This window comes from Micromonospora sp. NPDC049048, from assembly GCF_043197615.1.
Classification (GTDB): Bacteria; Actinomycetota; Actinomycetes; order Mycobacteriales; family Micromonosporaceae; genus Micromonospora.
Genome location: NZ_JBICTM010000009.1, coordinates 74433 through 97811, shown reverse-complemented (window position 1 = coordinate 97811; position 23379 = coordinate 74433). Strand labels below are relative to the sequence as shown.

At 73.5% G+C, this 23379-nt stretch carries 20 protein-coding genes; 6 read left to right on the top strand and 14 right to left on the bottom strand.

The genetic code is table 11. The features are described from left to right. Positions 1 to 5 precede the first annotated feature (5 nt). The 6 genes from ACGFIG_RS25670 to ACGFIG_RS25645 form a co-directional block, all read right to left on the bottom strand. Positions 6 to 410 (bottom strand): cupin domain-containing protein, encoded by a 405-nt coding sequence (locus ACGFIG_RS25670; RefSeq protein ID WP_393007000.1) that lies wholly within the window; start codon positions 408 to 410, stop codon positions 6 to 8. Continuing rightward, positions 403 to 1125: an SRPBCC family protein gene (locus tag ACGFIG_RS25665; RefSeq protein WP_393006998.1), complete on the bottom strand. Its 723-nt coding sequence runs from the start codon at positions 1123 to 1125 to the stop codon at positions 403 to 405. The genes ACGFIG_RS25670 and ACGFIG_RS25665 overlap by 8 nt, the downstream gene beginning before the upstream one ends. Beyond that, entirely contained in the window at positions 1122 to 2501 is a 1380-nt protein-coding gene (locus ACGFIG_RS25660; RefSeq protein WP_393006996.1) for an acetyl/propionyl/methylcrotonyl-CoA carboxylase subunit alpha, read from the bottom strand. The genes ACGFIG_RS25665 and ACGFIG_RS25660 overlap by 4 nt, the downstream gene beginning before the upstream one ends. 13 nt (positions 2502 to 2514) lie before the next feature. Next, positions 2515 to 3060 carry an acetyl-CoA carboxylase biotin carboxyl carrier protein gene (locus ACGFIG_RS25655; protein WP_393007399.1) on the bottom strand — a complete coding sequence of 182 codons (546 nt, stop codon included), beginning with the start codon at positions 3058 to 3060 and terminating at the stop codon, positions 2515 to 2517. 98 nt (positions 3061 to 3158) lie between these two features. After that, positions 3159 to 4862: an acetyl-CoA carboxylase carboxyltransferase subunit alpha gene (locus ACGFIG_RS25650; protein WP_393006994.1), complete on the bottom strand. Its 1704-nt coding sequence runs from the start codon at positions 4860 to 4862 to the stop codon at positions 3159 to 3161. Beyond that, on the bottom strand, positions 4859 to 5197 hold the full coding sequence (locus ACGFIG_RS25645; RefSeq protein ID WP_393006992.1) for a TcmI family type II polyketide cyclase: 339 nt from the start codon (positions 5195 to 5197) through the stop codon (positions 4859 to 4861). The genes ACGFIG_RS25650 and ACGFIG_RS25645 overlap by 4 nt, the downstream gene beginning before the upstream one ends. 416 nt (positions 5198 to 5613) lie before the next feature. Between ACGFIG_RS25645 and ACGFIG_RS25640 the strand changes: the two genes are divergently transcribed. From ACGFIG_RS25640 to ACGFIG_RS25620, 5 genes are all read left to right on the top strand, one after another. Next, positions 5614 to 6423, top strand: a complete 810-nt coding sequence (locus tag ACGFIG_RS25640) for a BTAD domain-containing putative transcriptional regulator (protein ID WP_393006990.1) — start codon at positions 5614 to 5616, stop codon at positions 6421 to 6423. A gap of 122 nt (positions 6424 to 6545) precedes the next feature. Then, entirely contained in the window at positions 6546 to 6893 is a 348-nt protein-coding gene (locus tag ACGFIG_RS25635) for a TcmI family type II polyketide cyclase (RefSeq protein ID WP_393006988.1), read from the top strand. Positions 6894 to 6907: 14 nt separating this feature from the next. Next, entirely contained in the window at positions 6908 to 8257 is a 1350-nt protein-coding gene (locus tag ACGFIG_RS25630; RefSeq protein WP_393006986.1) for an FAD-dependent oxidoreductase, read from the top strand. Between the two features lie 257 nt (positions 8258 to 8514). Continuing rightward, a complete protein-coding gene (locus ACGFIG_RS25625) occupies positions 8515 to 9666 on the top strand; it encodes a hypothetical protein (protein WP_393006985.1) in 1152 nt (383 codons plus the stop codon). A 249-nt stretch (positions 9667 to 9915) separates the two neighbouring features. Then, positions 9916 to 10122 carry a hypothetical protein gene (locus ACGFIG_RS25620; protein ID WP_091630565.1) on the top strand — a complete coding sequence of 69 codons (207 nt, stop codon included), beginning with the start codon at positions 9916 to 9918 and terminating at the stop codon, positions 10120 to 10122. A 611-nt stretch (positions 10123 to 10733) separates the two neighbouring features. Here the strand turns inward: ACGFIG_RS25620 and ACGFIG_RS25615 are convergent. The 3 genes from ACGFIG_RS25615 to ACGFIG_RS25605 form a co-directional block, all read right to left on the bottom strand. Further along, entirely contained in the window at positions 10734 to 11915 is a 1182-nt protein-coding gene (locus tag ACGFIG_RS25615; protein ID WP_393006983.1) for a DUF4241 domain-containing protein, read from the bottom strand. Positions 11916 to 12132: 217 nt separating this feature from the next. Continuing rightward, complete coding sequence (locus ACGFIG_RS25610; RefSeq protein WP_393006981.1) at positions 12133 to 12576, bottom strand: hypothetical protein; 444 nt, start codon at positions 12574 to 12576, stop codon at positions 12133 to 12135. Between the two features lie 112 nt (positions 12577 to 12688). Beyond that, the gene (locus tag ACGFIG_RS25605) at positions 12689 to 13006 is read right to left on the bottom strand and encodes a hypothetical protein (protein WP_393006979.1); all 318 of its coding nucleotides are present in this window, start codon (positions 13004 to 13006) and stop codon (positions 12689 to 12691) included. Positions 13007 to 13357: 351 nt separating this feature from the next. Between ACGFIG_RS25605 and ACGFIG_RS25600 the strand changes: the two genes are divergently transcribed. Next, positions 13358 to 13963, top strand: coding sequence for a YdeI family protein (locus ACGFIG_RS25600; RefSeq protein WP_393006977.1), 606 nt, complete (start codon positions 13358 to 13360; stop codon positions 13961 to 13963). 108 nt (positions 13964 to 14071) lie between these two features. Here the strand turns inward: ACGFIG_RS25600 and ACGFIG_RS25595 are convergent, their stop codons facing one another. From ACGFIG_RS25595 to ACGFIG_RS25575, 5 genes are all read right to left on the bottom strand, one after another. Beyond that, positions 14072 to 15025 (bottom strand): hypothetical protein, encoded by a 954-nt coding sequence (locus ACGFIG_RS25595; RefSeq protein WP_393006975.1) that lies wholly within the window; start codon positions 15023 to 15025, stop codon positions 14072 to 14074. Between the two features lie 268 nt (positions 15026 to 15293). Beyond that, positions 15294 to 16829, bottom strand: a complete 1536-nt coding sequence (locus tag ACGFIG_RS25590) for a hypothetical protein (protein WP_393006973.1) — start codon at positions 16827 to 16829, stop codon at positions 15294 to 15296. Between the two features lie 189 nt (positions 16830 to 17018). Continuing rightward, positions 17019 to 19109 (bottom strand): amino acid transporter, encoded by a 2091-nt coding sequence (locus ACGFIG_RS25585; RefSeq protein WP_393006971.1) that lies wholly within the window; start codon positions 19107 to 19109, stop codon positions 17019 to 17021. Positions 19110 to 19573: 464 nt separating this feature from the next. After that, positions 19574 to 20344, bottom strand: a complete 771-nt coding sequence (locus ACGFIG_RS25580) for a DUF5995 family protein (RefSeq protein ID WP_393006969.1) — start codon at positions 20342 to 20344, stop codon at positions 19574 to 19576. A gap of 108 nt (positions 20345 to 20452) precedes the next feature. Further along, the gene (locus ACGFIG_RS25575; RefSeq protein WP_393006967.1) at positions 20453 to 23347 is read right to left on the bottom strand and encodes a helix-turn-helix transcriptional regulator; all 2895 of its coding nucleotides are present in this window, start codon (positions 23345 to 23347) and stop codon (positions 20453 to 20455) included. Between the last annotated feature and the right edge of the window lie 32 nt (positions 23348 to 23379).

Genomic DNA, 23379 nt, shown 5'->3' with positions numbered 1-23379 from the left:
CACGCTCACGAGCCGCCTCGCTGTTCGACCAGCTCGGTGTCGACGTGCCCGAGCTCGGGCCGGGGCGCCAGCGGTCCGAGGTGGAAGACCACCTCGGCCGGCTCCTCGCCGGTGTTGCGCAGCCGGTGCCGGACGTTGCGCGGCACGAACAGCGCCTCGCCGGCGCCCAGCGGCACCGGCTCGTCGTCCAGGTCGACGGTGATCGTGCCCCGGGCCACGTAGAGGAACTCCTCGCTGTACGGGTGGTAGTGCTCGGCGATCCGCTCCCCCTGCCGCAGGGTCGCCACCCCCATGAAGCCCGAGGTGCTGCCGACGGTCTTCGGGCCGAGCAGCACCCGCAGTTCGCCGCCGCGGCGGCTGTCCGGCATCACGTCGGCGGCGGCGACCAGCCGCAGTGCCTGCTCACTCATCGTCGGCCCCCGCCCGGCCGGCGCCCGCCAGCCGCTCGATCTTGTCCCTGATGACGGCGAGCTGCACCGCGCTGTTGGCGTTGATCCGGTCGGTCATGGCCGCGGTGTCCACCGGCGCGGTCGGCTTCATCGCGAAGTCCTGCACCCAGGTCATCCGGGTGCCGCCGGGCTCCTGCGTGTAACGCCAGTGGATGCGCATGTACTCGAACGGACCGGTCTCCACCCGGCGGGCGTGGACCTGCCGGGTGGCCGGGTCGGCGGTGCGTTCGCTGACCCAGCTCCACACCGTGCCGTTCTCGTCGGGGTGCATGGTGAGCCGGAACCGCACGGTGTCGCCGTCGCGGTGCAGGATCTCCGCGCGGGCGTACTCGGTGAACAGGTCCGGCCAGTTGGCGACGTCGTTGGTGACGTCCCAGACCAGCGGCAGCGGCGCGGCGATGAGGACGCTGTTCTCGGTGTGCCCCGGTTGATCGGCGCTGCGGGCGACGACCTCGGCGACACCCGCGATGCTCAGCTGCCCGGCCTGCTCGGGAATCTGTACCTGCCACCGGTCGGCGACCACGGCGGAGAGCTCCAGCAGCGCCAGCGAGTCCATGCCGAGTTCCTCGAGGGACGCGGCCGGGGCGCGGGCGGCGGCGTCGGCGTCCAGCCCGCAGTTCGCCACCAGGATCTCGGTGATCTCGGCGGTGAGTGGACGGCCATGGGTGACGGTCATCGGTGCCTCCTGTGGTGTGCCTCGGGCGGGCCGGCGAGCAACTGCTCGACCAGGCCGGTGGAGTAGCGGCCCTTGCGGAACCCGGCGTCGTCGAGCACCCGCCGGACGAACGGGATGGTGGTGCGGACCCCGGGGCCGGCGACGTCGAACTCGTCGAGGGCGCGTTCCAGCCGGTTGAGCGCGAGTTCCCGGTCCGGCGCCCAGACCGCCACCTTCGCCAGCAGGGAGTCGTAGTGCGGGCCGAACAGGTAACCGGCGTGGCCGTGCGTGTCGACCCGGGTGAACGGGCCGCCGGGTGGGACGAAGCGCTCCAGCCGGCCGGGCGTCGGCGCGAAGCCCCGGTCCGGGTCCTCCACGTTGACCCGGCACTCGATGGCGACCCCGTGCGGACGGATGTCCTCCTGCCGCCAGCGCAGCGGCACCCCGGCGGCGATGTGCAGCTGCTCGTGCACCAGGTCGATCCCGGTGATCATCTCGGTGACGGGGTGCTCGACCTGGATCCGGCAGTTGATCTCCAGGAAGTGGAAGCGCTCGTCGGGGTCGACGAGGAACTCCACCGTGCCGGCGCCGGTGAAGCCGGCGTGCAGGGCGCCGCGCAGGGCGCACTCCGCGATGGCCTCCAGGCTGCCGGCCGACAGCGCCGGGGCGGGGGCCTCCTCCACCAGCTTCTGGTGGCGGCGCTGCACGGAACAGTCCCGGGTGCCCAGGTGCACGCCGTTGCCGTGGGAGTCGCACAGCAACTGCACCTCGACGTGCCGGGCACCGGTCAGGTAGCGCTCCACGTAGACCCGGTCGTCGCCGAAGGCGGCCTGCGCGGCGGCGCGGGTGCGCGCGTACGCCCGGGGCAGCTCCGCCGGGGTGGCGACCACCGTCATGCCCCGGCCCCCACCGCCCGCGGCGGCCTTCACGATCACCGGGTAGCCCACCTCGGCGGCCACCTCCGCCGCCTCGGCGGCGGTGGGCACGGGCGCGACGCTGCCCGGTGGCAGGGGCAGCCCGGCCCGGCGCATCAGCGCCCGCGCGGAGGACTTGTCGGCCAGCACCGACATCACCTCCGGCGGCGGGCCGACGAAGACCAGGCCGTTGTCGGCGCAGATCTCGGCGAAGTCGGCGTCCTCGGAGAGGAACCCGTAGCCGGGATGCACCGCCTGCGCGCCCACCTGCCGGGCGGCCTCCACGATCGCGGCGGCGTTGAGGTAGCTGCGTCGGCTGGCCGGCGGCCCGATCCGCACGGCCTGGTCGGCCAGCCGCACGGCGGCGGAGTCGGCGTCCGCGGTGGAGTAGACCACGGCGGTACGCACGCCCAGCTCGCGGCAGGCGCGCAGCACCCGCAGGGCGATCTCCCCCCGGTTGGCGATCAGGACCTTCTCGAACATGGCAGCCCGCCCCTCACGCCGGGTCCAGCGCGACCAGCGGCTGGTCGTACTCGACCGGCTGGCCGTCGGCGGCGAGGACCTCGGCGACCCGGCCGCCCCGCCCGGCGGTCACCTCGTTCATCAGCTTCATCGCCTCGACGATGCCGACGACCTGCCCGGGACTGACCAGGTCGCCGACGGCGACGAAGGGCGCGGCACCCGGCTCCGGCGCGCGGTAGAACGTGCCGACGACGGGCGACCGCACGGCGTACCGCTCCGGCGGCGGCACGGCGGCCGGCGGGAGCGTCGGGCGCACCTCGTCGGCGGCGGGCACCGGCCCGGCGGGCGCGGCGTGCCACTCCACCTCCAGCACCGTCTCCCCGCCGCGCAGCCGCACCCGACGCAGCGGCCCGGGAAGCTCGGCGACGAGGTGTCGGGCGTGCCGCCGCAGCCCGGCCAGCACGGCGTCGGTCCCGTGCCCCGCCTCCACGCCGGAAGCCCCCTCCGCGCCGGGCACCCGCTCCACGCCGGAGGCCGCCTCTCCGCCGGAGGCCGCCGCTGCGCCGGACGCCCGCTGCACGCCGAACGCCCGCGCCGCGCCGAACGCGGGAGGTGCGTCGGGCACCGCAGTCGTGTCGGGCGCCGACGGCGGAGCGTCGACCGGGATCCCGCCGGCGCTCACCGGGCACCCGCCCGGGCGCCGAGGCGGGCGGCGCCGAAGCGCCGGAACCGCTGCCGCCGGCGACGGACCAGCGTGGTGGACGGCACGTCGAGCAGCGGCAGCAGATGCGCCAGCACCGCCGCGCGCAGCGCCCGGGCGGCGTCCGCCGGATCGTGGTGGGCGGCCGGGGTCGGCTCGGGCACGACGTCGTCAACGATCCCGAGCCGGCACAGGTCGGGGGCGGTCAGCCGCAACGCGCGGGCCGCCTGCGGGGCCGCGCCCCGGTCCGGCCAGAGGATGGCCGCGCAACCCTCCGGGCTGATCACCGAGTAGACGGCGTGCTGGAGCATGAGCACCCGGTCGGCCACCGCGAGCGCCAACGCCCCGCCGCTGCCGCCCTCGCCGGTGATCACGGCGACCACGGGCGTGGGCAGCACGGTCAGGGCGAGGATGTTCTCCGCGATGGCCGCCGCCTGGCCCTGTTCCTCGGCCCGCACACCGGGATCCGCCCCGGGGGTGTCGACGAGGGTGACCACCGGCAGGCCGAGACGGGCGGCCAGCCGCATCAGCCGCAGCGCCTTGCGGTGTCCCGCCGGGCTGGCCATACCGAAGTTGCGCCCCACCAGCTCGGCGGTGGTGTGTCCCTTCTGGTGCCCGATCACCATGACGGCCCGGCCGTCGAGCCGCGCCAGCCCGCCCACCACCGCCGGGCAGTCCGCGCCGAGCCGGTCGCCGTGCAGCTCGACGAAGCCGTCGAACGCCGTCTCCAGGTAGTCCAGTGTGGTCGGACGGCCGGGATGCCGGGCCAGCCGTACCGTCTCCCAGGCGTCACCCGGCGCGCCCTGCGCCGTCGTGACGGCGGGCCGCGCCGACGGCGGCACCTGCCGGGGTACGGCGGGACGCGACGCGGGCCGCCGCCCGGCCCGGGCGGCGGCGAGCAGCGCCGCCAGCCGGCCCCGCAGGGCGTGCCGGGGCACCACCATGTCGACCTGGCCGTGCCGCAGCAGGAAGTCGGCGGTCTGGAAACCCTCCGGCAGATCCCGGCCGGTGATCTGCCGGATCACCCGGGGCCCGGCGAAGCCCATCCGCGCGCCACTCTCGGCGAGCACCACGTCGGTGTTGGTGGCGAACGAGGCCGCCACGCCGCCGTACGTCGGATCGGTGAGCACACTCACGGTGAGCAGGCCGGCCTCCCGCAGCGCGGCGATCGCCTGGCTGACCGTGGCCATCTGCATCAGCGACAGGGCGCCCTCCTGCATCCGCGCCCCGCCGGAGGCGGTGACCAGGACCAGCGGCACCCCGTCGGCCAGGGCCCGCTCGGCGGCCAGGGTGATCAGCTCCCCCACCACGCAGCCCAGGCTGCCGCCGAGGAACCGGAAGTCCATCACGGCCAGTACGCACGGATGCCGCCCCACGGTGGCGGTGCCGCAGACAACCGCCTCGGCCAACCCGGTGCCGGCCCGCGCCGCGGTGAGCCGGTGCGGGTACGGCAGCAGGTCGACGAAGCCGATCGGGTCGACCTCGGACGGCCGGTCCGGCAGGGCGGTGAACGAACCCGGGTCGACGAGTTGGAACAGCCGGTCGGGCGCGTCGACCCGGGCGTGCGCCCCACACTCGGGGCAGACGTCGAGGTTGCGCCGCAGCCGCTTGCGGTACAGCAGGGTGGCGCAGTCGCCGCAGCGGGACCAGAGCTGCCCCTCGCGAGGCGCGGTGGCGGTCACGACGATCGCCCGGCGGTCGCGGCGTCGAAGCGGTAGAAGCAGCGGGCCATCGCGTCGCGCGGCTCCCGCCAGGTCGGCAGGTACGGCGACACGTACGGCCGCAGCCGGGCGCTCACCCGGGCGAACTCGGGGTGCCCCCGGGCCGCCTCGACCGCTCCCTCGCCCGGCGCCTCCGTCTCCAGCAGGTGCACGTACAGGTCACCCAGCCGGTAGAGCGACCGGTGCCGGACGCCGACCAGGCGCGGCAGCTCGGTCGCGTCGGACTCGGCGAAGATCTCGGCGACGTTCGCCTCGGCGTTCGGCACCACCTTCGCGACGATCAGCGAACGGTCCATGCGTGGGCCTCCCTCCACGGCATCCGGCATCGGTGACGACGGCACCGGCCGAGCCGGACGACTGGCGACACGATGCGGGCACGGACGTCACGGCGGCGTCACCGTCGACCGCCGGACAACGACGAACAGCCGTGACGCTGCGTTGACGCTTACTGTGCGTCCGCTGTGACTCCGATGAACGCGCAGAGTGGACTATCAGCAGTTCGGAAGGGTTTTCGTGGAAGCGACAGGCAAGCGCGCTCCCGCACAAGACATTGACCCAGAGTGACCATGATTGATAATCTCGTGACGGTCAGCCCGGCGGCCGCGGCGTGCCACGCCGTGCCGCGGCGCGAGCGATCCGACAGTGGGGTCATGGGCAGCCGCGCCGGGGACAGCAGACGAGTCGGGACGAGCGTTCCGCAGGGGGTGCCGCCGTGGCCGCTGATCCGTCGACGCCGACCACCGGGTGTCGTCCCGACGTCGACGTCTCACTTCACCTGCTCGGCGGGTTCCGGCTGCTGCACGGCGACGCGCCGGTCGTGGTGCCGCGCGGCCTGCAACGGGTCATCGCGCTGATCGGGCTGCGCCCCGGCGCCACCCGCAGCCACCTGGCCGGGCTGCTCTGGCCCGACGCGACCGAGGAGCGGGCGCTGTCGTCCCTGCGAACCGCGCTGTGGCGACTGCGCCAGGACCCCTGCTGCCCGGTCACCACCTCCGGCGACACGGTCTCCCTCGACCCGGTCGTGCGGGTCGACGTCGACGCGCTCGTCGGCACGGCGGCGAGGGTGCGCGACGGCGACGACCCCTGCGCCGCCGCCGCGCTCGCCGCCGGCCGGCACGACCTGCTCCCCGGCTGGTACGACGACTGGGTACTGGCCGACCGCGAGCGGCTGCGCCAGCTGCGCCTGCACATGCTGGAGGAACTGGCCGGTCAGCACCTGTCGGCGGGCCGGCACGGCCCGGCCCTGGAGGCCGCACTGGAGGCGATGGCCGCCGAGCCGCTGCGGGAGACGCCGCACCGACTGGTGGTCCGCATCCACCTCGCCGAGGGCAACGCCTTCGAGGCCGTCCACGCCTTCTACGTCTACCGCGACCTGCTGCTGCGGGAACTGCGGCTGGAGCCCTCGGCGGCGATGACCGCCCTGCTCGACGACACCCTCGCGCCGATCCGGGAGGCCACCCGCGACGCCCCGCCCGGGCCGCGTCGGGCGCCGTCCACCCGGCTCGCGCCCCGGGCGCGCTGACCCGCGTCACCGTCCCGGGGGCGCGCGTGACGGACAGGTGACAGTCACCGGGGCACGGTGGGCCGCACAACAGTCCGTGGCCTGCGAGATGGTCGCGAAGCACCACCGGCGAGAGGGGTCCCATGAGCCGTCTACTGATCGTCAGCAGGATCATCCCGGGCGCGGAGGGTCGGGTGGCGCAGATCTTCGCCGAGTCCGACGCGACCGAGCTACCCGCCCTCACCGGCGTCCGCCACCGCTCCCTGTACTGCCTGCACGACCTGTACGTACACCTGATGGAGACCGCCGACGTCGACCCGGACGCGTTGGCCGAGGCCCGCAACCACCCGCTCTACCGCCAGGTCAACGAGCGGCTCTCCGCGCACACCACGCCGTACCTGCCGACCTGGTGCTCGCCGCGCGACGCCATCGCGGGCTGCTTCTACCGCTGGGACGCCGCCGACGCGACGTCCTCGCAGCCGGCCGGCTGAGCGGGGCGGTCGCCATGTCGTCCAGACCACCCCACGTCCTGATCATCGGGGCCGGCACCGGTGGGCTCTGCCTGGCACACGGCCTGCGCCGGGCCGGGATCAGCGTCGCCGTCTACGAGCGGTACCGCACCCGCGGCGAGGGGCTGCTCGGCTACCGGGTCGGCATCGGGCCGACCGGAAGCCGCGCGCTCCGCGAGTGCCTGCCGCCCGCCCTCTTCGACGTCTACCTCGCCACCTGTGCCCGCTCCCCCCGCTACTTCAACGTCATCACCCAGGGGATGCGACGCACGGCCTCGTTCACGCTCCGGCCGGACACCGACCCGGTGAACACCGAGCGGTCCGTGGCCCGGATGACCCTGCGCCAGGTCCTGCTCACCGGCATGGAGGACGTCGTCCACTTCGACAAGACCTTCACCCGGTACGAACAGCGCGACGACGGCACCGTGACCGCGCACTTCGACGACGGCAGCACCGCCACCGGCGACCTGCTCGTCGCCGCGGACGGCACACACTCGGCGGTACGCCGCCAGTACCTGCCGCACGCGGTCACCCGCGACGCCGGCACCATCAACATCGCCACCCGGATCCCCCTGACCCCGCACACCCGGGGGCTGCTGCCGGAGCGGATAGAGAAGGGCATCTCGCTGATCTTCGGCACCGGCGGGATGATGGGCGTGCTGCACGTGATGGAGTTCAAGTGGGACCGCGACGGGGCGCTCAAGCCCGGCGTCGACCCCGCGGACGCCGAACTGCTGCGCGGCTGGCCGGGCCTGCGCCACGACAACACCCGCGACAACATCAACCTGGTCATCTGGAGCACGGCCCGTCGTTTCCCGCCCGACGTCATGCAGCGCCGCGGCGAGGACCTGGTCCTGCTCGCCCTGCGACTCACCCGCAACTGGCACCCGAACCTGCGCGAACTGCTCGCCCGCAGCGACCCGGGCAGCGCCCTGCCCATCAAGGTGGCCACCAGCGAACCGGTGCCGCCGTGGAAGAGCAGCACCGTCACCCTGCTCGGCGACGCCATCCACACGATGACGCCGGGACGCGGGGTGGGCGCCAACACGGCCCTGCGCGACGCCGCCCTGCTCTGCCGGCAACTGCGGCTGGCCGCGACCGGCGACAAGACGCTGCTGCAGGCGGTGGCCGACTACGAGGCCGCGATGGTGCCGTACGGGTTCGCCCGGGTCGCCGACTCGCTCAACCGCAGCGGCACCAGCGGGGACGACCGGATGTACAAGCCGGTCGTCGGCCGGCTCGCGCTGCTCGGCGCGCGCGGCTACTTCGGCGTCACCAGCCGGGTGCCCCGGTTGGCGCGCCGGTTCGTCGACGACTTCTACAGCTACCGGGGCGAGGAGGACTGACTGTCCGACCGGGACCCCGGCGCCGCCCGTGGGCGCCGGGGTCCCCCCTGTCCGCCCCGCCGGCGCTCAGACCCATCCACCGTCGGGCCCACCGACGGTGGCTACACCCTGCGTCGCCTGCCGGACACCACCGGTGGCGATCCGTCCCACCGGCCGCTCCGGCGTACGGTCCTGCCTGTCGGCCCCATCGGGCGTGTGCGAAGCTGCGGCGAGTTTTTCTCGCGGGTTTCCGGACGTGAACGATAGGGAGGTTTGCCGTGACGTGGTCTTTCGGGCACTGGCTGATACTGATCGTGGCTCTGGCGGTGGGTGTGGCCGGCGGCTGGTTCTGGCGCGGCCGGCAGAATGCCGCGACTGCCGCTGCCGGCTCGACGGTGGAGGGTGACCCGGTCGCCGGCATGACCGCCGTGGTGGTCGACCCGCCTCCCGCCGCCACTCTGGACGAGGCACGCCCCGAGGTGACCGTCGACCCCGCTCCGGAGGCGGTCGCCGACCGCGTCCCCGCCGCGCCCGGGGCCGACACCCCGAACGACGCCGACCAGGGCGCCGGCACCCCGCCGGCCACGGTCGTCACTGCCGACGCAGCCCGGGTCGACGACGTCGACCCCGCCGACATGGCGCTGACCGGCGACGCGGTACCGGCACCCGGCAACGACCCCGAGCCCGTACCCGCTCCGGTCGACGCCACCGCCGCGCCGAACACGGAGGTCGTGCTGCCGGTGGCCGCCGAGGTGACCGGCCCGGTCGAGCACCGGCCGACGCAGGAACCCGCCACGCCCGCCGAGCCGGTGGCCGGCCCGGAGCCGGCCGCGACGGCGCCCGTCACGACCGAGCCGGAACCCGTCGCGGCGGAGCCGGTGGCGGCGTCGACCGAGCCGGGGCCTGTCGCCGCACCCGCCGCGCCGGACCCCGTCGCCGCGTCGAACGCGCCGGAGCCCGTCGCGGTCGAGCCCGTCGCGGTCGAGCCTGTCGCCGCCGAGCCGGTGCCCGCCGAGCCGGAGCCCGTCGCCGCCGAGCCAGTCGCCGTGCCCGCCGAGCCGGAGCCCGTCGCCGCCGAGCCGGTCGCCGTGCCCGCCGAGCCGGAGCCCGTCGCGGCCCAGGCGGTGGCCGTGCCCGCCCCGCGGGACGAGGTGGCTGCTCCGGCCGCGCCGGCCGCCAGCCAGGACGCCGACGACTTCCGGCGCATCCAGGGCGTGGGCCCGAAGATGGCTGCGGCGCTGCAGGCCGCCGGCATCCGGACCTTCGGACAGTTGGCGGAGCTGGACGAGGCCGCCCTGCGGGAGACCATCCGGGCCGCCGGGCTGCGCGCCGCCCCGAGCCTGGCCACCTGGCCGCAGCAGGCGAAGGTGCTCGCCGCTGCCCCGCCGGAGGCGGCAGCCGCGCTGCCTGCGGGTGGCACGGACGCCTGACCGACCCCGCCGTCGCCCGGCTGCCGCGCCTGACGGCGGCGCCGGGCGACGGCACCGGCACCACCCGGCGGTACCGGCGCCGCCCAGCGAGCGGTACCGACGCCGCCCAGCGGTACCGGCACCACGGCGGCGCGAGGCCCCCGCCGGACAGCCGGAGTTCGCCGCTCGATCGGCGACACCGTTAGCCGTTCATCGCGACTGGGTACAACGCCCAGCACCTCGATCCACCACACTCATGCGGAGGCAGCGATGCGCGGCACGTCGATATTCGGAGTCCTGGTCGTCATCTGGCTGATCATCGGCGCGGTCGCCGCCGGGCAGCGCGGCTACTACAGCGGCGACGACACGAACTGTGCCGAGGCCGGCACGATCCTGGTGACCATCGTGGCCGGGCCGCTGAACTACATCGGGGCCAACCCGAAGGTCGACTGCGAGCTGCCCCAGCCGTCCAAGTAGGGCCTCATCCTCCGGCCCGCGCCCCACAGGGCGCGGGCCGAAACGTGTCCGGAACCCACGTGCCGGTGACGTTGCGTAGTCTCCCGCATATGCCGGCGGCATTCCCGATACGGAAGGGAGGAACGGTGGCCACGCCAAGGGCGAAGGACCAGCGCCACGTTCCCACCCCCGACAGGTGGGTGCCGCGTCGGCGGACCGGAGAGGGGGCGACCAGTGTCTCGTACGGACAAGGACGGTCCACATCACCCGCGAACCGGCCTGCGGTGGCTGGTCGGCGGTAGCGGCCCGCCGCGCTGGTTCATCAACGCCACGTGGACCAGCGGGGAACGTCAGGCTGCCCGAGCCGCGTGCCGTAACGCCGCGAAGGAACATCGCGGAAACGGGGCCATCGACACCATCCCGCCCACCCAGCAGCACCGACACGGCGCCCAGTGGCTCTGGTGGTGAACTGTGACGCTTGCGGTGCTCAGCGCACCAGATCGGATCGCCGCCGACAGCTACCCCGGGTTGCGCCGATCCGAGCCGGCGTCCGGACCTACGGCGATCCGCGCGTCACGTGACGTCAGCGTGGACGGCACCCCGAGCTGTCGAGATTCGTGTGCGGCTGGTCGTCAGTCCTCGTCATCGTCTTGCGAGTCGGTGGGAAACAGCAGCATGTCCGTGATGAAGCAGGTGATGGCATGGGAGGTGTCGTAGCCGATCCACGTGGGGTAGGCGCCGTCGCCCCAGCCGCTGGACCAGGCGACCATGTCCCCCGAATCGGTGGTGCGGTAGCGCGGCTCGACCAGGCCGTCGAGCGTACGCCAGAGGTCTGTCACCCGGTCGGCGGAGTCTGCGTCGACGTAGCAGGCCATGCCGGTGTCGACGCCGAAGCCGAAGAACTCCTGGTAGTCCAGGTCGAGTGGGTCCTGCCCGTTGCGTAGCGCCAGTTCCCATCGCACTGCGGGACGGTCACTGATGTCGAGGCGCGCGGCGGTGACCCGGGTATGCCCCGGATCGTCGACGAAGGTCGCGAGTCCGACGGAGACCGGGTACGTGCCGGGCGGCACGGTGACGTCGAAGGGCTCGGCGTCGAGATTCAGGGAGGAAGGGTCAGCGGCGATCAGGCGCCCGGACGGCAGGTGCAGTCGCCCGGCGTGGTGGGCGGACAGGCGAAGCTGCCTGCCGTGGTACTCGACCTGCGTACCGGGAGTGAACAGGAGTTCGATGCCGTGCGGTCGCAGCGCCCGGGGCGGACGCCATGGTGGCCGGGTCGCGGTTCGCGCCGGAAGCGGATGGCGCACCGCGTCAACGATCTCCACGGGCGCGTCCCCGGCGAGACTCAGCAGTTCCCGCCATCGGCGGAAGCCCGGGACCGGCAGCCGGGGCGGCGGCTGGATGGAGCGGGACTCGTGCCGGGCACCCAGATCGCCGCACGGTTCGACGACATCGGTACGTGTGCCGGAGAGCCGATAGGTGGTGCGGGTCCGCGCCGCGACATGCGGATACTCGTACTCGCCCACGTCCGGTGGGCCGTCCCAGGTGGCGGCCCGCCGCAGGAACAGGTCGCCGTCCCCGGTGCCGCGCAGCTCGTGGCAGGACACCTGCCGACCGGCCGCGTCGAAGCGCGACACCCGGCAGTACTCGTCGGCCCACGAGACGTCCAGCACCGCGTGCCGTCGGTCGTCGATCAGCAGCACGGCCGTGTACGGCTCACCGGCCGCGTCACGGGCCTGCGCCGCCTTCGCGGTCAGCGGATTGACGACCCCGTCATCCCATCCGTCGCAGTACACGACCTCAAGCCTCGCGATCACGCCGTGACGATACTGATCAGCGCCCCCGAAGACAGCCGGTGGGCGCATGCCTTGCGGCACCGTCACCTACGGATGTCCCCATGCCCGAGCCGGCCGGGAGGTCGGCTCCGGTTCACGGCCGGGCAACCGGAGTGGGACTGGGGCGCCGAACGCCTGTACGCGGTGGCCGATGTGGCGGGAGACGTTGAGTGTGCTGCCCGAAGGCGCGATATCGGCGCTACCGGCGTTTCCACCAACGCCGCGGACTGGACGCTTCGGTGGTGGTTGGCGTCATCAGGGACTGGGCTGTCTGCTTGCTGACGACCAAGCTGATCTCGCAGACGGCGCTGTTGACGAGCACGCCCGCACACTCGGGGTCGGCTGCGGCCATCTGGACGAGAACCTCACCGGACACGCCCGCGTTGAACCGGGGGCCAAAGTTTCGTAGTGCCGCTTCGGGATCGGCGTATGCCAGCAGACGGGACAATCCGTCGCCGTGAGTGGTCCTGCCCGCGCCAAGGTCGCCGCCAGCGAGATGCCCGTGCGCGTCGTGGGCGGGCACTCCGGTGGCCACGATGCCGACCGTGGAGGCCCGGAACAGCCGGAGAAAGCGCTCGTAGCTCTCTGGTGTCCTGGTTTCCGCGTGCTCCGACATGACATCGGACAGCGGCGTTTCACTCATGCCGCGGACGATAGCCTGCGCGCCACGCGTGCACCACGGCTGGTTGTTGAGGGCACGTCGTGGCCGGGAGCGCTCGTCCGGACGCGCCGCCGGCCGACGGAGGCGGGAGCGGTCAACACAGCGGTGATCGGTACAGCACTTCGACATACCTGATCTCGTCGTGGACCACGTCGAGGACGAGGTAGCCCGGCCATGGCGCGTCGAGGCAGACATTGCGGTGGCCATCGCCGTAGGCCTCAACCGGCTTCGGCGCGGTGTGGAAGCTCTGGCAGAAGTCGTCCCCGCAACCGCACGTCTGCACGACTCGCAGCTGTCTGACCTGCTCCGCCAGCCGTTTCTCACCTTCCGCCGCGAGCGCTGCGGCAAGTTCGGCGGTAAAGACCGGCCACCTGGCAGAGAGCAACGGTGCGTGCGCCAGGTGGTTCTCCACGAGGAGGCAAGCTACCCGCACGATGCCCCGAGTACAGCCTTATTTCCCGCAGCCCAAGCGGTCAAGGTGCTGCGCGGCTGGGTCGCCGGGCGTTGCCGGCTCGTTGCGACGTCGGGTGGCACTGTGGATTGTGCTGATCATTGTTCTGTAGGGCATGGTCGTGGACGAGGCTCGCCGCAAACGGCACGTGCACGAGGAGCCCAGCATGTCGGCCCGACGTCGGGACCTTCCTGAACATCGAGGTCCTGCCCTCCCCCGGTCCGGCGAGCGACCGGCGCGCCGGCAACCCGGCGAGTCGGGGCGGTCGAACGGGCAGAGGCTGCGGTCAGGGCGCAGCGATAGCCTGCTGTCATGGTGAGCGCCGAACTGAGTGAGTTGATCGTCGAGGACGCCGACGCGCTGCGTGCGTGGTTGTCGGCCAATCACGCCACGTCGCCCGGTGTCTGGCTCGCCCTGACCAGGAAGGGCGGCACGGTCACGACGCTGACCTGGCAGCAGGCGGTTGACGAGGCGCTGTGTTTCGGCTGGATCGACGGGCAGGCCCGTAAACGGGATCACGAGACCTCCTGGATCCGGTACACCCCTCGCCGGCCCCGCAGTTCCTGGTCCCAACGCAATGTCGCCCACGTGGCCCGGCTGGAGGCGCAGGGGCGGATGATGCCACCCGGCCGCGTCGCGGTGGAAGCCGCGAAGGCGGACGGGCGGTGGGCGGCCGCCTACGCCCCGCCGTCGGAAGCCGAGGTGCCAGCCGACCTCCTCGCCGCTATCGCTGCCGACCCCGCCGCCCAGGCCATGTTCGACGTACTCACCAAGACCAACCGGTTCGCTCTCATCCACCGCGTCAACGCGGTCAAACGGGCACAGACCCGCGAGCGGAAGATCGGCGAGTTCGTTGCCATGCTGGCCCGCCACGAGACGATCTACCCGCAGAAAGCGAAGCCTGCCCACTCGTCGTAGTCGGCATCTTCATGATCGTGTTGTCCGTTCGGTCCATTGCGTGCTCGTTGACGATCTTCCGTTGCACACATTCGCTCCTGCCGCCGACGGAGCGCGACGACCCGGGGGTCAGCTCTGCTGGTAATTGACCGCCGCGTACCCGCACGGCAGGTGCAGGTGCAGGTAGTAGGCGCCCTCGCCGTACTCGTCCAGGTCCGCTCCGCCGATCAGACCCACGTAATCCATTGGTTGTCCGCAACCGGGGCAGTCGGCGTGCTCGGCGTCCTGAATCCAGTCGGGTCGGCCGCCCAGGGTCGAGCCGCCTCGATCCCAGGCGCTGGCCTGGTAGGGGCTCGGCCGGGCTGAGCCCAGGACCGGCAACAGCGCCGGGGGATCCTCCGGTTCGGCGGCATCCGGCAGGTAGCTCGGCCGGGTGTTGCCGGCCCACCAGATGGCGGTGCCGGCCGGCGTCACCTGGCTGTAGAGCGTCGTGTAGCAGGCGCAGAAGTGGCAGGTCTCGATCACCAAGCGGCCGGACCAGCCCGTGTGGGCCAGCGCGGTGGCGACGGCGGGTTCTGTGGTGTCCAGGTCCGCGGCGGTCCAGAGCGGCGACGCACACCATGGACAGGTGGGGCCGTCGGTGCGTCGCGGCGTCTCGCGCATGACCCACCGGTACGCGGTGTCCCCGCACAGATTCCGTCGGCTGCCGCCTGGGCCGACCGTCCAACCGCCGTCGTGTGCGTAGCTCAGCACCCCGACGTGCAGCTCGCCCGCGCCGGCTGGTGGCTGTGTCGACCAGCGACGCATGGCGCTTTCGGCGAGCGGGTGGGCACTGTGCGCCAGGACGAGGAGCAGGTGGTTGAGACGGTCCGGTGTCCGCCCGGCGTCGATCTGCTCGATGACCCGCCGGACCAGGTCGGCGTCCGCCGCCCGGTACATCTTCGCCGGCCACAGCACCTCGAGGTCGAACAGGAGGCCCAGGTACGGGGTCAGCCGCCGCGGGTCGGTGTCCGCGATCGTGCACAACTCCTCGATCGCGCTGTCGTCCTCGGCAGCCGCCCTTCTGATCAACTCCTCGATCATTCGGGGATGGTAACCACGTCGATCGGTCGGCCGTGCAATGGACCGACGCCCTCGGTCTCAGCTGCGGTCGTGGCCCACATCGCGTACGGCATCCTAGGAGGCTGGGTTCTTGATGGCCGGCAGTCAGGCCTGCGTCGCCACGTGTCCGGCTCCGCCGACGCGGAAGGCGCGTCCGGCTCCGCGCGGCACGATCGCGATGATCGGCCGGCAGGGCCGGACGCGCCCGGTCGGGTGGGCCCTCCCCCAGCGGGTACGGCCCACGGTCGGGTCAACGGAAGCAGTTCGCCACCGGCACCCGGCTGCCCTCGCAGTTGCTGGGCTCGTTGCCGATGATCTCGGTCTCGTCGTCGACCCTGACCCGCGCCTTGTCCACGAATAGGCCACTCGCCTTCACGGTGGCGACGTTGCCGGCCACCCGGCTGGAGTAGAGGGAGACCTGGCCCAGCGTCGCGAAGACGCCGCCGCCGGCGGACTTCGCGCCGACGGCGTGGTTGCGGTTGACCTCGCTGCGGCGCACCAGCAGGTTCGACTTCTGGGCGTAGATTCCGCCGCCGGAGCCCCGCGCCGTGTTGCCCGCCACGACGCTGTCGTCGAGCGGCAACAGGCCCTGGGAGGTGGAGATGCCGCCGCCGTTGCCCGTGGCGGTGTTGTCGCGTACCTCCAGGCCGCGCAGGAAGATCAGCGCGTCGGAGTTGGCGATGCCGCCGCCGGTCTGGGCGGTGTTGTCCACCACCTTCGTGTCGGCGACCCGGGTACGGGCCGAGAAGCTGGCGACGCCGCCGCCCTGCGCCGCGTTGTTGCGCGCGAACGTGCTCGAGTGCACCTCGGCCGCGCCCCGGAAGTTCGCCAGGCCGCCGCCGTACGCGACGGCGCTGTTGCCCCGGAACTGCGAGTTCTCCAGGCTCAGTACGCCACCGTTGAGCAGGCCCCCGCCCTTGCCCGCGGTGCCGGCGGCGTGGTTGTCGACGAAGGTGCTCCCCTTGACCACCAGGTTGCCGTCGTTGAAGATCCCGCCGCCGCCCCCCTCCGCCGAGAGGGAGGTGCTGTCGACGATCGTGGTGCGCTCGACCACGGCGGAGGCGCCGTGCACGATGTGGACGCTGCCGCCCTCGGCGGCGGAGAGCCCGTTGCGGAGCACCACGTCGGACAACGTCAGTTCCCCGCCGTCGCGGACCGTGAAGAACCGGAACGCCTCGGCACGCGCGTCCCGCACGATGGTGGTCTCCTCACCCCGGATGGAGATCGGGTGGTAGATGACGGGCAGCCCGGCCCGGTCGTGCCGCGGATCGCGCGGCGGTGCCTCGGCGTCGCCGGGGTTCTCCGCGCTGTCGGCGGTCTCCCGGGCGTCGCGGATGCCGCCGTCGTACTCGTCGGGTTGCTGGAAGGCGTGGGTGAGCTCGTACGTGCACTTCGACGCCAGCCGCAGGTCCGCACCGCCCTCGGCGTTCGCGCGGACCAGCGCCGAGATCAGCTTCGCGGAGTCGCAGGGCACCGCCACCTCCACGCGCTGCCCACGACCGGGGCGGCTCGGGCGGGCGTCCGGCCGCCAGCCGCGCCGCTCCTCGCGGGCGTGGTCGCGGTCCTCGCCGTCGTCGCCGCCGTGGCGCTCGCCGTAGTGGTCGTCGGTACGCGGCGCCACCGACGGCGCACCCGCGCCGGACGGATCCCGGTCGGCGGCGACGGCGACACCGCCCAGCCCGGCCACCCCCGCCACCAGGGTGCCCGCCACGAGGCCACCCGCCAAGAACCACCGCGACCGCCGCCTGCGTGGTGCCGCCCGCCGGCCTCCTTGATACTTCGTCATCAGGCTTTCCTGCCTCTCACGCGTGCGTGACCGCGTCGAACGGGACGCGGGGCGGCTGACGTCGCGGCAGCCGCCGAAGGTCACGATACGGACGAGAAACGGGCAAGTACCCCGAACATGAATAAACGTACTTTTCACCTTGACGAGTAGTGAATGGGGCACCGGCCGGAGACCGGCACGGGCACCCGATCAGCCGCCGACGTGGATCCCGGGCCGGCGGGCCGGGTCCGGTTCGGACTTGCGGATGATCTCCCGCACCACCGGCGGGGTGTCGCCACGACCGAGGATGAGGTAGCGCAGCAGGTGCCCGAGGGGGTTGCCCTCCGACCACTCGAAGTGGGCGTGCGGACGCACACCGGTGGCGTCCCGCAGCGCCAGCAGGATCGCCGCGATGGCATTGGGCACCGCCGGGCTGGCGGCCCGCAGGACCCGGAAGCCACCCACCTGCACGCCGTGCACCCGCAGCACCTGACTGAACTCCGACGGGTCGACCACGTCGATCTCCAGGAAGAGGATGTCACCCCTGCCGGGGACGGGATTCATCCCCCGCTGCGCCCGCTCCTTGACCGTGTACTCCTTGACCGCGTCGGCCGCCGGCTTGTGGGCGAGCAGGTGCAGGCGGCCGTCGTGCGCCAGCGACTCGGCGATGAACCGGCGGGCCGGCTCGTCGAACTCGATCCGCTCCGTGCGCAACTCGGTGGTGCGGCTCACCCGGGAGACCAGCGAGACGACGACGATGCCGAAGACGAACAGCGCGGAGATGGCGATGCCGTCCGGCTTCGCGATGACGTTCTCGACCAGGGCGTACAGCAGGACCAGGGTGAGCACGGCGAAGCCGGCGGCCACGACGCGCTGCCGGCGGCCGACCGCGGAGATCGTGACCGCCACGGCGGCGGAGACCATCATGGCCAGGATGCCGGTGGCGTACGCCCCGGCCTGGTCGTTCACGTCGGCCCGGAAGATCAGGGTGATCGCGACGCTGAGCACGGTGTAGACGATCACGACCGGCCGCACGGCCCGGGCCCACTCGGGCGCCATGCCGTAGGTGGGCAGGTAACGGGGCACGATGTTGATCAGCCCGGCCATGGCGGAGGCCCCGGCGAACCAGAGGATCAGCGCGCTGCTGACGTCGTAGACGGTGCCGAAGGCCTCGCCGAGGCGCTCGTGGGCCAGGTACGCCAGCGCCCGGCCGTTCGCGGCCCCGCCCGGTTCGAACTCGCGGGCGGGGATGAGCACCGCGGTGACGAGGGTGGTCGAGACCAGGTACACCGACATGACGAGCGCGGCGGTGGTGAGCAAGCGGCGGGTGTTGCGGATCCGCGCCGCCAGCCGCGTCTCGCGGTCGTCCCCCGCCCCGGCCACCAGCGGCATCATGCTCACCCCGGTCTCGAAGCCGGAGAGCCCCAGCACCAGCAGCGGGAACGCCAGCACGGCGGTCAGCGCCACCTCGCCGGGGCCACCACCGGCGGTCAGCGCGGCGGTCCAGTCCGTCAGCGTCCGCGGGTCCGCCGCGATCCCGGCCAGCCCGTCGGCGACGATCAGCGCGTTCAGGACGAGGAAGACGGCGACCAGCGGGACGGCGACCGCGACCGCCTCCCGGAACCCGAGCAGGAAGACTCCGCCCAGGAGGAGCAGCAGTACGACCGTGACGCCGACGGCGGCACCCGTGCCACCGACGCCCTCGGGCACGCGCGGGTTCTCCAGCAGGTGCACGGTGGCGTCGGCCGCGGAGAGGGTGATCGTGATGATCCAGGAGGTGGCCACGAAACCGAGCAGGACCAGCACGAAGATCTTGCCCCGCCAGAACGGCAGCAACCGTTCCAGCATCGCCACCGAGCCCTGCCCGTGTGGGCTCTCCCGGGCCACCCTGCGGTACATCGGCAGCACGCCGAACAGCGTCAGCGCGACGATGAGCAGGGTGGCGAGCGGCGAGAACGCCCCGGCGGCCACCGCCGCGATCCCGGGCAGGTACGACAGGGTGGAGAAGTAGTCCACCCCGGTCAGGCACATGACCTGCCACCACGGGTGCGAGCGGGCCTGCTCCTCGGTCGCCTCGGGGCCGACCGGCTGCACCCGGTGCGCGAACAGCCACCGGCGCAGCGGGCTCAGCGGCGCGGCGGGCCGGGCGGGACTGGCCTGTACCTCGGGGACGGCGACCGGGCGTCCGGGGCGGTCGCCAGGGCGGGTCGGGTCGCGGGCGGCGCGCAGCTCCCGTGGCGGGCCGGCGGGCGGCCGGCGACCACGCGTACGCCGCGACCTCGGCCCGTGCTCGTCGCGCATGCCCCCGTCCCCACCCTCGGCGGTCCTGCCCCGACCGTAGGCGGTCACCGGCCGGCCGCCCGCCGGAACCCGTGAAGCCGGACGGCTCAGTCGCCGCCGGACCCGCTCGCCGCCGGACCCGGGCATCGGGCCCGCTCGACATCCAGGCCCGGGCTCTGCCACGGTGACCGTCACCCGGGGTGGGGCGGCCGGCCGGGATCGGGCGGGCCGGGACGAGGCCGGACGGCGGGCCGACGGGCCGGGGCACGCCTGGCGCGCGTACCCCCCGTGCGGGCCGGCCGACACCCCTCGGGCCGGCCGACCCGCGAACCCTGCGCCCCGACCCGGCGTACCCCCGGCCGGTCGGACCGCTCCTGACCTCGGGCCCGACGCCCCCCTCCGGCGGCGAGCCCCGTTCAGGCGGGGGACGTGTCCCCGCGCTCCGCCGGGTGCCGGATGCGGAGCGCGGGGACCCCCCGTCCCGACTACTGCAGGAACGCCCCGAGGGGCGAGAGCAGCAGCCGCCCGAGCGCCGCGGCGGTGCCGTCCAACCGCGCGCGCTCGCACTCGTGGGCGGCCGGGTCGTGCCGGCAGCGCCAGATCTTCTGCGCGTTGCGCCAGGCGACGTCGCGGGTGTACTCGACCAGTTCCCCCTGGTACCAGTCGTCGATGTCGCCGTTGACCATGTCGATGAGCAGCTGCCAGCGCTCCAGGTAGCCGCGCCGCAGCCCGGGGATCTTGTCCGCGAAGATGTCGTTGATCTTCAAGTAGTCGCGGTGCTGGTCGGTGCCGTCCACCGGCTCCGACTCCAGGCTGTCGAACGTCGTCACCAGCGCGAACGGCAGGTCGAAGTTGATGTGCGCGTTCACCCCGGCTGCCGCCGACGGCAACGGACGGGCGTCCGGGCCCCGCATCCGCTCGAACAGGCAGGCCCAGGCCTTCGGCGTGCCCGGGCTGGAGTCGGTCCACAGCCGCATCGCGTCGAAGTAGCGGGCGGCGAACTCCACGTCCAGGCGGGACAGGAACACCGGGTCGGCGAACCCGTCGTCGTAGAGGCCGTTCAACACGCTCTCGGTGATCGTCAGGTAGAGCTTGTTGAAGTCGGCCAGTGGGCAGCTCGCCTCCAGCGGAGGAAGCCGAACCAGCAGATCCTGGAGCTTGGTGAGGTGGTCCACCACCGCCGGCACGTCGGCGGGATGGTCGGCGAGCAGATCGACGATGTCCCGATGCACGGGCCCCCACACCGGTTCGGTCATCTTTCCTCCACAGTGGTTCCGGCACCCCCCGTGCCGTTGGCGACGCAGCACAGCCTGCCAGCCGGCGACGGCCGGCCGGATCAGTAGAACGACGTATCCCGCCGCGCGTCAGCCGGCCTTGTTGCGTAGGAAGATCGCGCTGGCCTGCACCCGGGTGCGGACGTGGAGCTTGTCGAAGATGTGCGAGACGTGCACGCCGATGGTGCGTTCGCTGATGAACAGCCGCTGGCCGATCTCCCGGTTGGTCAGCCCCTCGGCGACCGCGGCGAGCACCTCCCGCTCCCGGGCGGTCAGCGCCGCCAGCTCGTCGCCGTCCGCTCCGGCCGCCGGCCCGCCCTCGGCCGGGCGGTCCTCCAACGGCACCCGCGCCCGCCCGGCGAGGGTACGGATCTCCGAGGTCAGCGGCACCGCACCGAGCCCCTGTGCCACCTCGTACGCCTGCCGCAGCAGCTTGGCCGCGGTGGCGCTGCGCTTGCGGCGGGCCAGCAGCGCCTCGGCCTGCCGCAGCCGCGAGTAGGCCGCCGGGTAGGGGTGATGCCGGCGGTCCCACTGCGCCACCGAACGGGCCCACAGCTCCGGGTCACTGCTGTCGAGGCGGCTCACCTCGGCCGCGCACAGCGCCAGGAACCCGTCGACCACGTCGCGCACCGGGCGGGCGGCGTGCTCGCTCTTGCGGGCCACCCGGTCGGCGACCTCCCGCAGCCGGCGCACCGCGGTCTCGTCCACGGCGATCGTGCGGCTGGCGTGCGCCTCGGCCTCGGCCCGCAGGCCGTGCCACACCAGCGCGGCGAGGATGCCCACGTCGTCGGAGCGGCTCTCGGTCAGGCCGCGCTGCACCGCCTGCCGGGCCAGATCGTGCCGGCCCTGCCACATGGCCAGTCCCGCCCGCAGGGTCAGCAGCGGGATCATGTGCCGCGCGCCGCCGCCGGCCAGCACCGTGGCCACGGCGTCCAGGTCGCGGTCGGCGGCCTCGATGTCGCCGTAGCCCACCGACAGCCGGCAGCGGGCCAGCAGCAGCTCGACGGCATCCGCACCGGAGGGGCGGTGCCGCAACGCCGCCGCGACGACCTTCTCCGCCTCGGCCCACTGCCCGACCCGGAACAGCCCGTTGGTGGCGATGGCCAGCAGCCGCGTCTCGTACGTGCGGCCAAGGCCGAGTTCGGCCAGCCGCTCGGCGCCCCGCCGGGCCACGACGACGCCCTCCTCGAGGACGTTCAGCGGGCCGGTCAGCAACTCCGCCAGGTGTAGGTACGCGCAGGCCACGTCCTCCGGGCGGCCGGAGCGCTCGGCGGTCTCCAGCGCGCGCCGCATGACCGCCAGCCCGGCGTCCGGGTCCTCCAGGTACGCCTCGGAGAAGCCGAGCGCCGCGCTGGCCAGCACCACCTCGGACGTGGAGCCCGGCACCTCGGCGGCCAGCTCCAGCGCCTCCTTGGCCCGGCGACCGGCGTCGGCGTACCGGCCGAGGTGCAGCAGCAGCTCGGCCAGGTGCGCCGCGGCGGTGGCCCGCTCCTGGGGCGTGCAGTCGGCGTCGGCCAGCGCCTCGCGGTACTCCGCCTCCGCCGGGGCCGACCGTCCGGCGGCGGCCAGGTAACGGGCCCGGCGGATACGCAGCGCGCAGGCCGACGGGCCGCCGCCGTCGGCGGCCAACTCCTCCAGCAGCGCCAGCGCCCGGGCGTGCTCGCCGCAGTGGTGGGCGGCCTCGGCGGCGTGCTTGAGCAGGGTGACCCGGTCCACGTCCGGCGGTGCGACGCCCGGCTCGGTGCGCAGTTGCAGCGCGGCCGACCAGTGCCGGTGCGCCTCGGCGTAGCCGTGCAGCCGCTCGGCCTCCCGGGCCGCGGCCATCGCCGCCGGCAACGCCCGCGCCGGCTCGCCGGCCAGCCGCCAGTGGTGCGCCAGCCGCGCCTGGTGCAGCTCGGCGGGGGCGGCGGTGAGCGCCTCGGCGTAGCGGCGGTGCAGAACGGCGCGCTCCGCCGGCAACAGCTCGTGCTCCAGCACCTCGGCGACCAGCCGGTGCCGCAGCCGGTAGCCGTCGTCCGCGCTCACCAGCAGCCGGTGCGCGACCGCCGACCGGACCGCCTCGATCGCCTCCTCCTCGGGCAGCCGCGCCACCCGGGCCAGCAGCCAGTGCTCCACCGGCTCGACACCGGCCGCCGCCGCGTGCACCACCGCGTGTGCGTGCTGCGGCAGCGCGTCCACCCTGGCCAGGAAGATCTCGCGCAGCGTCTCGGAGAGCCCGTCCCGGCCGTCGCGCAGGTCGCGGGCCAGCTCCTCCACCACGAACGGGTTGCCGCCGCTGCGCCGCCACACCGACTCCGCCGCCTCCGGGGTGAGCGGTTCCCCGACGACCGCGGCAGCGAGCCGCTCGGTCTCGGCCCGGTCCAGCGGGACGAGGTCGAGCACCCGCACCGTACGCAGCCGGCGCAGCTCGGTGAGCACCCGGCGCAGCGGGTGCGCGCCCTGCAACGACTCGGCCCGCACCGCCGCCAGCACGGACAACTGGAGGTCGCCCAGCCCGGCCAGGAGGTAGAGCAGCAGCTGCCGGGTGCTGCGGTCGACCCACTGGAGGTCGTCGAGGACCAGCACCAGCGGGCGGCCCTCGGCGATCAGGTGCAGCCCCTGGGAGACCCGCTCCAGCAGCGCCCCGGCGCCGTCCGGGCCGGCGGTCTCCTCGGCGAACATCCGCAGCAGGCCGCGCACCGAAGAGGAGGTCCGGGCGTGGGGACCGGTCAGCTCGGCGTCGAGGCGACGCAGCGCCTGCAACAGCGGGTGCAGGGGCGAGGCGTCGCCGATGTCCAGACAGGAGCCGGTGAGCACCAGGGCTCCGGCGTCGCGCAACCGGACGCCCACCTCGCGCAGCAGCCGGGTCTTGCCGACGCCGCTCTCGCCGGTGAGGAAGACGGCAGCGGTGTGCCCCTGCGTGACGTCGTCGAGCAGCACGGATCGTACGGTCGCCACCAGGTCGGCCCGGCCGACGAGTGGTGCCGTGTCCACTTCGCTGGCCATGGCACGCAGCCTAGTCACAGGTCCCGCACCGT

Excerpts from the sequence above, each read along its gene's own strand:
- ACGFIG_RS25670 (WP_393007000.1), bottom strand. The coding sequence starts at position 410 with ATGAGTGAGCAGGCACTGCGGCTGGTCGCCGCCGCCGACGTGATGCCG.
- ACGFIG_RS25665 (WP_393006998.1), bottom strand. The coding sequence starts at position 1,125 with ATGACCGTCACCCATGGCCGTCCACTCACCGCCGAGATCACCGAGATC.
- ACGFIG_RS25660 (WP_393006996.1), bottom strand. The coding sequence starts at position 2,501 with ATGTTCGAGAAGGTCCTGATCGCCAACCGGGGGGAGATCGCCCTGCGG.
- ACGFIG_RS25645 (WP_393006992.1), bottom strand. The coding sequence starts at position 5,197 with ATGGACCGTTCGCTGATCGTCGCGAAGGTGGTGCCGAACGCCGAGGCG.
- ACGFIG_RS25635 (WP_393006988.1), top strand. The coding sequence starts at position 6,546 with ATGAGCCGTCTACTGATCGTCAGCAGGATCATCCCGGGCGCGGAGGGT.
- ACGFIG_RS25630 (WP_393006986.1), top strand. The coding sequence starts at position 6,908 with ATGTCGTCCAGACCACCCCACGTCCTGATCATCGGGGCCGGCACCGGT.
- ACGFIG_RS25620 (WP_091630565.1), top strand. The coding sequence starts at position 9,916 with ATGCGCGGCACGTCGATATTCGGAGTCCTGGTCGTCATCTGGCTGATC.
- ACGFIG_RS25610 (WP_393006981.1), bottom strand. The coding sequence starts at position 12,576 with ATGAGTGAAACGCCGCTGTCCGATGTCATGTCGGAGCACGCGGAAACC.
- ACGFIG_RS25600 (WP_393006977.1), top strand. The coding sequence starts at position 13,358 with ATGGTGAGCGCCGAACTGAGTGAGTTGATCGTCGAGGACGCCGACGCG.
- ACGFIG_RS25595 (WP_393006975.1), bottom strand. The coding sequence starts at position 15,025 with ATGATCGAGGAGTTGATCAGAAGGGCGGCTGCCGAGGACGACAGCGCG.
- ACGFIG_RS25590 (WP_393006973.1), bottom strand. The coding sequence starts at position 16,829 with ATGACGAAGTATCAAGGAGGCCGGCGGGCGGCACCACGCAGGCGGCGG.
- ACGFIG_RS25585 (WP_393006971.1), bottom strand. The coding sequence starts at position 19,109 with ATGCGCGACGAGCACGGGCCGAGGTCGCGGCGTACGCGTGGTCGCCGG.
- ACGFIG_RS25580 (WP_393006969.1), bottom strand. The coding sequence starts at position 20,344 with ATGACCGAACCGGTGTGGGGGCCCGTGCATCGGGACATCGTCGATCTG.
- ACGFIG_RS25575 (WP_393006967.1), bottom strand. The coding sequence starts at position 23,347 with ATGGCCAGCGAAGTGGACACGGCACCACTCGTCGGCCGGGCCGACCTG.